Origin of the sequence: Clostridium sp. AF19-22AC, from assembly GCF_003479085.1 — a bacterium.
GTDB lineage: Bacteria > Bacillota > Clostridia > Lachnospirales > Lachnospiraceae > Faecalicatena_A > Faecalicatena_A orotica.
Genome location: NZ_QUGN01000048.1, coordinates 1 through 9,911, shown reverse-complemented (window position 1 = coordinate 9,911; position 9,911 = coordinate 1). Strand labels below are relative to the sequence as shown.

Annotated in this window: 10 protein-coding genes; 4 read left to right on the top strand and 6 right to left on the bottom strand. The window is 43.8% G+C overall.

The window, feature by feature from the left end:
* Positions 1-45: 45 nt before the first annotated feature.
* Together DWX43_RS26585 and DWX43_RS26580 are read left to right on the top strand one after the other, a co-directional pair.
* A complete protein-coding gene (locus DWX43_RS26585; RefSeq protein ID WP_109732401.1) occupies positions 46-720 on the top strand; it encodes an ABC transporter ATP-binding protein in 675 nt (224 codons plus the stop codon).
* Positions 717-1,886, top strand: a complete 1,170-nt coding sequence (locus DWX43_RS26580; protein ID WP_118623070.1) for an ABC transporter permease — start codon at positions 717-719, stop codon at positions 1,884-1,886. Before DWX43_RS26585 ends, DWX43_RS26580 begins: the two co-directional genes overlap by 4 nt.
* An 11-nt stretch (positions 1,887-1,897) precedes the next feature.
* On the opposite strand, the gene DWX43_RS26575 is transcribed toward DWX43_RS26580, so the two are convergent.
* Both DWX43_RS26575 and DWX43_RS27155 read right to left on the bottom strand, forming a co-directional pair.
* On the bottom strand, positions 1,898-2,782 hold the full coding sequence (locus DWX43_RS26575; RefSeq protein ID WP_118623068.1) for a helix-turn-helix domain-containing protein: 885 nt from the start codon (positions 2,780-2,782) through the stop codon (positions 1,898-1,900).
* 140 nt (positions 2,783-2,922) lie between these two features.
* Positions 2,923-3,084, bottom strand: coding sequence for a hypothetical protein (locus tag DWX43_RS27155; RefSeq protein WP_181368881.1), 162 nt, complete (start codon positions 3,082-3,084; stop codon positions 2,923-2,925).
* Between the two features lie 175 nt (positions 3,085-3,259).
* On the opposite strand from DWX43_RS27155, the gene DWX43_RS26570 reads away from it, so the two are divergent.
* Positions 3,260-4,150 (top strand): AraC family transcriptional regulator, encoded by an 891-nt coding sequence (locus DWX43_RS26570; protein ID WP_118623066.1) that lies wholly within the window; start codon positions 3,260-3,262, stop codon positions 4,148-4,150.
* A 109-nt stretch (positions 4,151-4,259) separates the two neighbouring features.
* Entirely contained in the window at positions 4,260-5,843 is a 1,584-nt protein-coding gene (locus DWX43_RS26565; protein WP_109733902.1) for a DEAD/DEAH box helicase, read from the top strand.
* Positions 5,844-5,983: 140 nt separating this feature from the next.
* Here DWX43_RS26565 and DWX43_RS26560 read toward each other — a convergent pair whose 3' ends face one another.
* From DWX43_RS26560 to DWX43_RS26545, 4 genes are all read right to left on the bottom strand, one after another.
* Positions 5,984-6,370 carry a DUF6483 family protein gene (locus DWX43_RS26560; protein WP_118623064.1) on the bottom strand — a complete coding sequence of 129 codons (387 nt, stop codon included), beginning with the start codon at positions 6,368-6,370 and terminating at the stop codon, positions 5,984-5,986.
* 196 nt (positions 6,371-6,566) lie between these two features.
* The gene (gene arcC, locus DWX43_RS26555; RefSeq protein WP_118623062.1) at positions 6,567-7,499 is read right to left on the bottom strand and encodes a carbamate kinase; all 933 of its coding nucleotides are present in this window, start codon (positions 7,497-7,499) and stop codon (positions 6,567-6,569) included.
* Between the two features lie 92 nt (positions 7,500-7,591).
* On the bottom strand, positions 7,592-8,143 hold the full coding sequence (locus DWX43_RS26550; RefSeq protein WP_109733906.1) for a prolyl-tRNA synthetase associated domain-containing protein: 552 nt from the start codon (positions 8,141-8,143) through the stop codon (positions 7,592-7,594).
* A gap of 61 nt (positions 8,144-8,204) precedes the next feature.
* Positions 8,205-9,827: a DUF975 family protein gene (locus DWX43_RS26545; RefSeq protein ID WP_118623060.1), complete on the bottom strand. Its 1,623-nt coding sequence runs from the start codon at positions 9,825-9,827 to the stop codon at positions 8,205-8,207.
* Positions 9,828-9,911: the final 84 nt, after the last annotated feature.

The window sequence follows — 9,911 nt, the reverse complement described above, 5'->3', positions numbered from 1 at the left end:
GTAGTCTTGATTGACTACATCATTATTATACTAGGAGGTGCTGATATGATACGTTTGAATCATGTTTCAAAAATATACCATATGGGAGGCGAGGATATCTATGCATTAAGGGAAGCTTCACTTCGTGTAAGAAAAGGTGAATTTGTCAGTATAGTAGGACCATCCGGGAGCGGCAAGTCTACGATGATGAATATCATCGGCTGTCTGGATAACTCAGATGAGGGAGAATACCTGCTTGACGGGGAGTCCATTACGAATTATTCGGAGAAGGAACTGGCTAAAGTAAGAAACCGGAAGATCGGGTTTGTATTCCAGAATTTTAATCTGATTCCCAAGATGACGGCCGCGCAGAACGTGGAACTGCCGCTGATCTACCAAAAGCTTCCGTCACACGAACGCGCAGAGAGAGTAAAATGGGCTCTGGAGCAGGTGAAGCTGTATGAACGCAGGGAACACCTGCCTGCAGAATTATCAGGAGGACAGCAGCAGAGGGTTGCGATTGCAAGGGCGCTTGCGGCAAGGCCGTCCCTGTTTCTGGCGGATGAGCCTACAGGGGCTCTGGATTCCAAAACAAGCAGGGAGATCATGGGGATTTTCAAAGACCTTCATGAGCAGGGGAATACGATCGTCATCATCACCCATGATGAGAATGTTGCCGATGAGGCGGAACGGAAGATCCGAATCAGGGACGGACAGGTAAGTGAGGTGGTGGAGTCATGATACAGTCTTTTAAGATGGCATTAAGTTCAATTTCGTCCAGTAAAATGAGGTCGTTTCTCACGATGCTGGGAATTATTATAGGAGTGACTTCTCTCGTCGTACTGGTATCTCTGGTCAACGGGGCTGTTACTTCCATTGATGAAAGTATGTCCGCGGCCGGAAATACGAAACTGACGGTGACGGTCAGCAATGATAAAGGAAAGCCGCTGACGCTGGATGATATGGCGCAGTTTGGAAAGGAGCCTGAAATTTCCGAGATCGCACCGGCAGAAACAGAATCTGTGACGGCGAAAAGCGATAAGAAGAGCGGAGATGTGTCAGTTACGGGTACGACGCCGGGATATTTCAAAATACAGGATCTGAAACTGGCGGCTGGCAGAAGCCTGAAAAAAGCAGATGTGGATAGCAGCTCTTACACCGCCGTGATCAATCATTATATGGCGCAGCAGCTTTTTGGCACCGACCAGGTAGTTGGCAGGAATGTTATCATAGGAGGCAGACAGTTTTTAATTGCAGGGGTGCTGAAAAAAAGTGATAACAACGGCTGGAATATGAATACGATGGAGGCTTACATCCCTTATTCTACATTAATGCGCAGTTCAGAAAAAGTAAAAGCCGTGAACAATTTTGTGATCTGGGCGGACAGTGAAGCAGACATGAGGGCCGCCGAATCAAAGATTACCAGTCTGCTGCTTGAACGTTTCCATAACGATCAAAAGGCATTTCGCGTAGACAATGAACTCGAGTTTGTTAAAATGGTAGAATCTACGAACCGGACGATGCTGCTGATGCTCGGAGGTATTGCAGGAATCTCACTGATTGTTGGGGGCATTGGCATCATGAACATCATGCTTGTATCGGTAACCGAGCGTACCCGGGAAATCGGAATCAGGAAAGCAGTCGGGGCAGGATATAAGGATATTATGGTTCAGTTTCTCGTGGAGGCGGTGGTTATTAGTCTGATCGGCTGTGCAATCGGGATTCTTCTGTCCTGGGGAATCGTAGCTGTGGCAGATCAGGTGATGACAGAATATCATTTCAGCCTGTCGCCGGGGGTCATCTGGATTTCAGTCGGATTCTCCACAACGATTGGCATTGTATTCGGCAGTTATCCGGCAAACAAGGCTGCACGCAAGAAACCGATAGAGGCATTGCGGTTCTCATAGAAAATCAGAGGCTAATCATTCCGGTATTCCAGTGAAACCATATCCTGGCAGTCTTTTGGGGATATCCCGTATTCTTTTTTGAATGCACGGTAGAAACTGGAATAATCGCCGAAACCGAACATCTGATAAGTGTGGGTGATATTGCCGCCGCCCTGAATGGCTTCGCGGCAGGCCGTGAGACGCTTTTTTGTAATATACTGGTGGATGGAAAGCCCCATATTCTCCTTAAATACATGGGCAATATGGTATTTACTGACATAAAATTCACTGGCCAGTACATCCAGAGAAAGCGTTTCATCTAGATGATCCTCAATATATTGTATGACATTCTGATAGAGGGATTCGATTACCTGCGGGTTCTGCGGATTATTCCGTTCATAGACCAGGCGGTTCAGGTGGAGGATCAGGTCATCCACACAGAGCGTAATCTGGGGGGCACGTCCAAACTTATCGGAGCGCTGCTCCTCAATCAGTCTCAGGATGCGGGACTGGATTGTATTGAATGTGATACGGTCATTATGGAAGATATAATCATTCTGAATCTGTACATACTGCTGGAGGTATACATAATCAGAAGAAATATCGAGCAGATGGTTGCAGTATTCCTGACTGATCCAGAAAACAAACCTGCGGTATGGAAGTTCCATGTCTTCAACAACCGCGCGGTGGTACACATGCGGCGGGATCAGGATCAGATCCCCGTACTGCAGCGGATACTGCTGGTCACGGATCTGTATCTTCACATTTCCCTCTAAAAAGAAGTAAAATTCATAATAATTATGCGCATGCATTTCCACATGGGGGGGCAGATTGCGGTCGTTATAGTAATATATTTCGAAATCTTTAGACAGCATGTACTGTCTGGTACTGAACTCAGTCTGCAGATTTTTTTTCATAAGGGTCACCTTCCTGTAGGGGATACTTTATGTTAACATGGCAGAACAAGTTTTACAATATATACAATCCCGTGAAGGTGTTTTTTTATACATATGTGTTTACATCGTTACTATGCATGGCCTCACCGTGAATAGTAACTTCACATTAGCGGCTGCCGCCTGTTTACAGTCTTCTGATTCAATTCGACCCAAAGATCCGCCGCGTCCTGCTGCGTCAGAGTGAGGAGCTTTTTGTTAAATTCATCATCATTTTTTGCATGTTTCTCTAAATATTTCAATATCTCAAACCAATCAAATTTCATGTTATTTACTCCCTTCCGGTGCATTTTAACGGCCATTTAAATACATTGACTTTCCATGTTCCCTGTACTACACTTCTTAATATAATATTATCGTACAAACTATGTGAAATATACTTATTTACCGACTGAATAATGGTAAAATACCGACAAAACAATTCTGGAAAGGAGACAAGGTATGTTTTTGGAAGAGTTGAAAATGACATCACATAAAGAGGAAGAAATCTTTGAAATGAAACAGGAATATCCATATGTCATCCGCAGGATTACCCCTTTGGCGGGCCGGTCGCTGCTTGTTCCCTGGCACTGGCATCAGGAACCGGAGTTTATAACAGTGAAGGAGGGGGTGCTGGAATATGTGACCCTCGACAAACGGGTTTTTATACGTCAGGGGGAAGGAGTATTTGTGAATGCAAATGTCCTGCATCAGTTATTCACCCCGTCCCCGGATGTACCTATTTATTACGATGTACATATGTTCCAGAGGGAGTTTGCCGCACCGGCGAAAAGTCTGATTGATACAAAATACCTTGCGCCTCTTCTACAGTGTGAAGCAGTTACACTTGTGCATCTGGACCCGGATTCTCCACTCCAGAACAGTATTCTGGACAAATTGGAACGACTGGCCCGCTGGGAGAAAGAAGAGGCATTTGGTTATGAATTAAAATCCAGAAACCTGCTCTCCGAATTATTGCTGGAGCTTTTTGAAGACCAGAAAGAGAACATCCTAAAGGAGCAGGAGCCTTGTTTTTACAGTGAAAGCCGTCTGAAAACAATGCTGATCTACATTCAGGAGCATTATATGGAAAACATATCACTGGAGGATATAGCCGGTGCCGCCCACATAGGGGAACGGGAATGCCTCCGCTGTTTTCAGAAAATGCTGCATATCACACCGGTTGCCTATCTCAATTCATACCGGGTACAGGTGGCATGCGGGCTGCTGCGTTTCACAGGGGACAGTATCGTAGAGATTGCTATGAAGACAGGATTTAGTTCCGGGAGTTATTTTGGCAAAATATTTCGCAGACATATGAACTGTACTCCGAAAGAGTACAGGAAAAATTGACATCCTGCACAAAATCTGTTATGATAGCAGTTGAGACTAATGAGTATCCTTTACTTGATGTCAGGTAAAGGGTATTTTTTTTGAGTAAATTTATTATTAAAGGAGTTTTATGGAAGAAACAAGATTTGAAGAATTGGGACTTTGTCCCGAAATTATGAAAGCAATTAAGAATATGGGTTTTGAGGAGGCTTCCCCGATTCAGGCGAAAGCAATTCCTGTTATGAGAACTGGGAAGGATATTATCGGTCAGGCACAGACAGGAACCGGAAAGACAGCAGCTTTCGGCATCCCGCTTCTGGAGAAGATCGATCCTAAGAATAAAAAGCTTCAGGCAGTTGTACTCTGCCCGACCAGAGAACTCGCTATCCAGGTGGCGGAGGAGATCCGTAATCTGGCAAAATATATGCATGCGATTAAAGTACTTCCTATCTATGGAGGACAGGAGATCGTAAAACAGATCCGTTCCCTTAAGAGTGGTACACAGCTGATCATTGGAACACCGGGACGTGTGATGGACCACATGCGCCGCAAGACGATCAAGATGGAAGATGTTCATACAGTCGTACTGGATGAAGCGGATGAAATGCTGAACATGGGATTTCGTGAGGACATCGAGACGATTCTGGAAGGGGTTCCAGAGGACCGTCAGACAGTGTTATTCTCAGCAACAATGCCGCAGGCAATTCTGGATATTACAAAGAAATTCCAGAAGGACGCCCAGCTTGTAAAAGTAACAAAGAAAGAACTTACTGTACCGAATATCGAACAATATTATTATGAAGTAAGACCGAAAAATAAAGAAGAAGTGCTTGCAAGACTGTTGGATATCTATACACCAAAGCTGTCCGTAGTATTCTGTAACACAAAGAGACAGGTAGACCTTCTTGTAAACGGACTGCTCGGAAGAGGCTACTTTGCGGCCGGACTTCATGGTGATTTGAAACAGGCACAGCGTGACAGGGTTATGCAGGGATTCCGTTCCGGGAAAACTGACATCCTCGTTGCAACAGATGTGGCTGCCAGAGGAATTGATGTGGATGAAGTGGAAGCAGTATTTAACTATGACCTTCCACAGGACGACGAGTATTATGTGCACCGTATCGGAAGAACCGGAAGAGCCGGACGTGAAGGCCGCTCCTTCTCATTCGTTTCCGGAAAAGAAGTATATAAGCTGAAAGAGATCCAGCGTTACTGCAAGACGAAGATCTATGCACAAAAAGTTCCGTCACTGAACGATGTGGCAACGACTAAGATGGATAACATTCTTTCAGAGATAGACAGTGTTATAGAAACGGAAGACCTGACAAAATACCTTCAGGCAATCGAGAATAAGGTAAACGAATCCGACTATACAGCAATGGATATGGCAGCGGCGTTCCTGAAGATGAGTTCTGGTCAGAATGAAGTAAACCAGGAAGAAATGGACTTTGGCGATACAGGTGCTGAAGAAGCAGGAATGGTCAGACTCTTTATCAATATAGGAAAGAAAAACAAGGCAAAACCGGGAGATATTGTGGGCGCACTCGCAGGCGAGAGCGGAATTCCGGGAAAAGTGATCGGATCAATTGATATGTTTGATAAGTATACTTTCGTAGAAGTGCCGAGAGAGTATGCAAGGGATGTATTAAACGCAATGAATAACGCGAAGATCAAAGGAAAATCAGTGGCTGTCGAACCGGCAAACCAGAAATAAATCAGGCACCATGTTTAGAGAACGACATGATCATATAAGAATGGGTGTATCCGATGGAGCTGTCGCATCAATGATTAAAAAATCATAGATGCGGCAGTATCTTTTTACCATTTAATTGAGCATCATTGAGTAAATATCTGTTATTCAAAATAGTTTAAGTTGACGATATCTAAAATCCCTAATTGTGATGCGATATACTGTAGACCTGATTGTATTCTTTCACGTTTAAAACTATTTGCTAATAGAAATTCATCGGTCTGTTCGTTTAGATAGGCATAAAATAAAAGTGCTTTTTCTAAAGCCCGGCTTTCGTTGTTACCAACGCTCTGACATATCTCTTTTTCCACTTCATTGATTTTTCCGATATTAACCTGCCCCTGTAAGGAATTGAGCATTTTTTTATCTTCGTTTTTTAAAGTCTGTGACGTGATGTCTAATGGGAATTCAGTATCTTTGTTAAAGACTAATCTACTAATTGTTCGGATAATATCCCTGTTCATACGCATTATATAGTCTTGCTCATACATTTGTCCAATTCTCCTCCTTCTTTAAAGTGTGTTATATAGTCAGTTTTTTGCTCAAATTCCAGCATTATGTATGTCTGATCGAAGAATATTATGAAGAATATTAAGAAATACGCGGCTGTCAAACGTAAATTAAAATGAGACAGCCGCGTATTTTTGTTTTGCAGAATAATTATTCTAAAGAAAAACCTGTTTGAAATCACCCTTTGATGACTGTTCCGGCCTTCCCCTTCAGTCCTTCTTTCATCTTATCGAAAGATGTGATCAGTGCGCTGCGCCCATCTGCTTTTTCGATGAATTCAACGGCAGCCCGGAATTTTGGATACATGTTGTAGATCCCGAAGTGTCCCTCTTCCATGTATGTTTTTGCCTGTTGGAGGCTGATCTCACCGAGCTTCTCTTCATTCGGCTGCCCAAGGTTGATGTATACCTGTTCAACACTTGTCAGGATGATGAGTTCATCCGCATTGACACCCTCGGCAAGCTTTCCTGCTGTTAAGTCTTTTTCGATTACTGCACTTGCACCTTTTAAGTGGTTGTCCTGCTCCAGTACAGGAATACCGCCGCCTCCGCATGCGATAACGACCTGATCGGCATCCAGCAGTGCTTTGACTGCGTCCAGTTCGACGATCTTGACCGGATTTGGTGCGGATACGACACGCCGGAATCCCTTTCCGGGCTCCTCCACCACATAATTTCCTTTTTTCCGTTCCTCATTTGCCTCCTCGGCTGTCATATAACGTCCGAGGACCTTCGTCGGTGTATAGAATGCTTCATCATAAGGATCTACAATAACCTGAGTCAGGACAGTGCTGACTGTACGGTAAATACCGCGGTTGAGCAGTTCCTCCCGGATTCCGTTCTGAAGGTCATATCCGATGTAACCCTGGCTCATGGCAGAGCAGACAGACATGGGGGCTGCAGTATAATCATCATGTGTCTTTCCAAACTCGTTCATGGCCGTATGAATCATGCCGACCTGCGGCGCGTTGCTGTGTGTAATGACAACCTGATAACCTTCTTCAATTAAATCTGCGATTGATTTTGCTGTATTTTTTACGGCTACCTTCTGTTCCGGGAGAGTGGTTCCCAAAGCACGGTGTCCTAATGCGACTACTACTCTTTTCTTCATAAATTAAGTCCCTCTGTTTCTTATTAGATTTGTTACCTTCAAGTATATAGTGAATTATATTATTTTTCTGATAAAAAAGCAACGATTAACGGCTAAAGTTCGACTACGCGGTAACGATGCCCGGTATATTTCAGAAATTTCTTCAGGATGTCATCCGTCTTAATCTTCAGGCTGGAGGTATTGATGCAGGGATGGCAGCCAATATATTCCTGATTCAGAAGCTCCTTATCCACCAGCAGGTCCACATACCAGTCTTTATCATTCATCAATCCCAGGACACTGACAGACCCGGGAGTAATATCCAGATATTTTTCCATAAATTCCGGTTCTGCAAAAGAAAGGCGTGAGATTCCCAGCTGACTTGAGAGATCCTTCGTATAGAACTTCTTTTCTCCTGGCATCAGAAGCAGAAAGAAGGTGGTCTTCTGACGGTTGCGCAGAAAAAGATTCTTGCACGGCATGATTCCCAGCTCCTTTTCGATCGCCTGGCAGGCCTCGATTGTCGGCGCAACATCGTGGTCCACTCCTTCGTACGGAATGCCCAGTTTGTCCAGTGCATCGTAGACCCGTATCTCTTTTTCGAGCCGGCCCGTACAATCAGGTTTTGAGGTAAAATGATCCTTGCTTACAAATATTTCATCCATAATAAAATCCTTTCTGTCTCATTGTATCTTTTTTAAAATATATTATTCAAACAAACATGTTCTACACTTTTGTAAAAAATAGTCCCGGCGCCATAAGCTCACTCATTAATTCGGGATGTGTGAGTGCATAGAGAAAATCTGTGGCAAATAAAAGGCACAGCAGTAGACATATCGAAAACTTCAGGTAGTCAGGAAGCCTTTGGAAGAGCTCATCCCATCGTGGTGCCAGATAGTACAAAAAAGCGCATCCAAGCATTGCAAAGAAAATAGCACCGCCAAGGAATGTTTTTCCATTCAAGTTCAGGAAATAACCGGTGTAATCCGCAGATGCGATATCATATTCATATTCCATCAGCCAGTTCATGAGATATTCGATCAGGGAGTAAACTGCCATCATAGCGATAAATGCAGGAATCGGCTTATGGGCAAATTTCTGAATAAATATCAATAGGATAAGTCCACAGACACCATAAAGAGGTATCCAGGGGCCTATCAGGTAACTACGGTTCAGGAAGACCCCGTCACGAATGATATGTATAAAGCTTTCCAGAACCCATCCAAAGACAGAGAATGCAAAAAACAAAAACACACAGGATAAAAATCCATATTTTTTATTCTCGTGTCTGGGCGGCCTCACGGCACGTGCAGGCGGCTGGATAGAATATAGAAAGACAGGATACTGCTCGGGTTCAAAGTATGAAATCTTCGTATAAGGCCCCTCTGAATCATCATAGAGGGCCTTGCTGATTAAAAGTTCATCCTCTGACGGAACCTGTTCCAGAAGCCTGTCATTGAACGCCTCATATCCGGGAGCGCGGGACAGAACATAATTACGCCTAAGCTCCATATAAAGCTCGGCGTCTGTTCCTGTCTTATACGGATTTACAAACAAAAAGTCCAGCACCCCAAGAGTCAGGGGTGCAAGGATATTCCATCCAAGGAAAGAAAAATGCAATTTAAACATCTTCCATTTATTCCCCCGCATCAGTTGTTTGGAAAGCTGGAAAGCATCCTTACGTTCAATTGCCGGATTCTCAGCAAGGATAAACGGAATCATACTGTATTCATAGTATTTGATAATCCCTCCGGCTATTGTGAGGTTCCACAGCGTCTGGAAAAAAGAACGACAGAACATGACCCAGACCGGATTATAGATATATCTCAATTTATATAGGAAAAAAATCTTACTGATCCTCGTCCGGTGATAATTGCGGGCCTCCAGAAAAAATCTCCGCTCTCCTACCAGAATTGGATTTGCAATTAAAAACTGGTAAAAAAAAGCCAGAAATGCTCCTGTGATCAGGAAAGCAGAAGAAAGGTGAAAGTCATGGGTCAAAATATCATTAGCGGCCCTCAGAACAGAGAAAAAAATAGACTTCCCGCTCGTATAAGTATCAATAATAATTTCGGCAGCCCTGGTCAAAGGAGAATCCATGATGGAGGCAGAGTCATCTGTTATTTGTTCCACTGTATCGGCAATTACGACAGAATTAGAAGTGCCGGCGGCAACATCCGAGTGCTCCGGCACTGTATGCGTGGCAGGCTCATACTGGTTCACAAATATAGTAGAAGATGTATAAGCGGTCGTAAGCATAGCCGTCAGAAAACATACAGCAACCATACGCCAGTAATTAAATTTCAAAGATTCTCTCGTTCTTATCTTTAGTGTTTTTCTCTTCCACATAAGGGAGCCCTCCGCAGAAACAGGTTATTACTCTATTATAGTAAAGAACACAAAATTAAGCAATGAAGAATTTAGGGGGGAGGG

Coding starts and splice junctions, on each gene's coding strand:
- DWX43_RS26585 (WP_109732401.1), top strand. CDS start 46: ATGATACGTTTGAATCATGTTTCAAAAATATACCATATGGGAGGCGAG.
- DWX43_RS26580 (WP_118623070.1), top strand. CDS start 717: ATGATACAGTCTTTTAAGATGGCATTAAGTTCAATTTCGTCCAGTAAA.
- DWX43_RS26575 (WP_118623068.1), bottom strand. CDS start 2,782: ATGAAAAAAAATCTGCAGACTGAGTTCAGTACCAGACAGTACATGCTG.
- DWX43_RS27155 (WP_181368881.1), bottom strand. CDS start 3,084: ATGAAATTTGATTGGTTTGAGATATTGAAATATTTAGAGAAACATGCA.
- DWX43_RS26570 (WP_118623066.1), top strand. CDS start 3,260: ATGTTTTTGGAAGAGTTGAAAATGACATCACATAAAGAGGAAGAAATC.
- DWX43_RS26565 (WP_109733902.1), top strand. CDS start 4,260: ATGGAAGAAACAAGATTTGAAGAATTGGGACTTTGTCCCGAAATTATG.
- DWX43_RS26560 (WP_118623064.1), bottom strand. CDS start 6,370: ATGTATGAGCAAGACTATATAATGCGTATGAACAGGGATATTATCCGA.
- arcC (WP_118623062.1), bottom strand. CDS start 7,499: ATGAAGAAAAGAGTAGTAGTCGCATTAGGACACCGTGCTTTGGGAACC.
- DWX43_RS26550 (WP_109733906.1), bottom strand. CDS start 8,143: ATGGATGAAATATTTGTAAGCAAGGATCATTTTACCTCAAAACCTGAT.
- DWX43_RS26545 (WP_118623060.1), bottom strand. CDS start 9,827: ATGTGGAAGAGAAAAACACTAAAGATAAGAACGAGAGAATCTTTGAAA.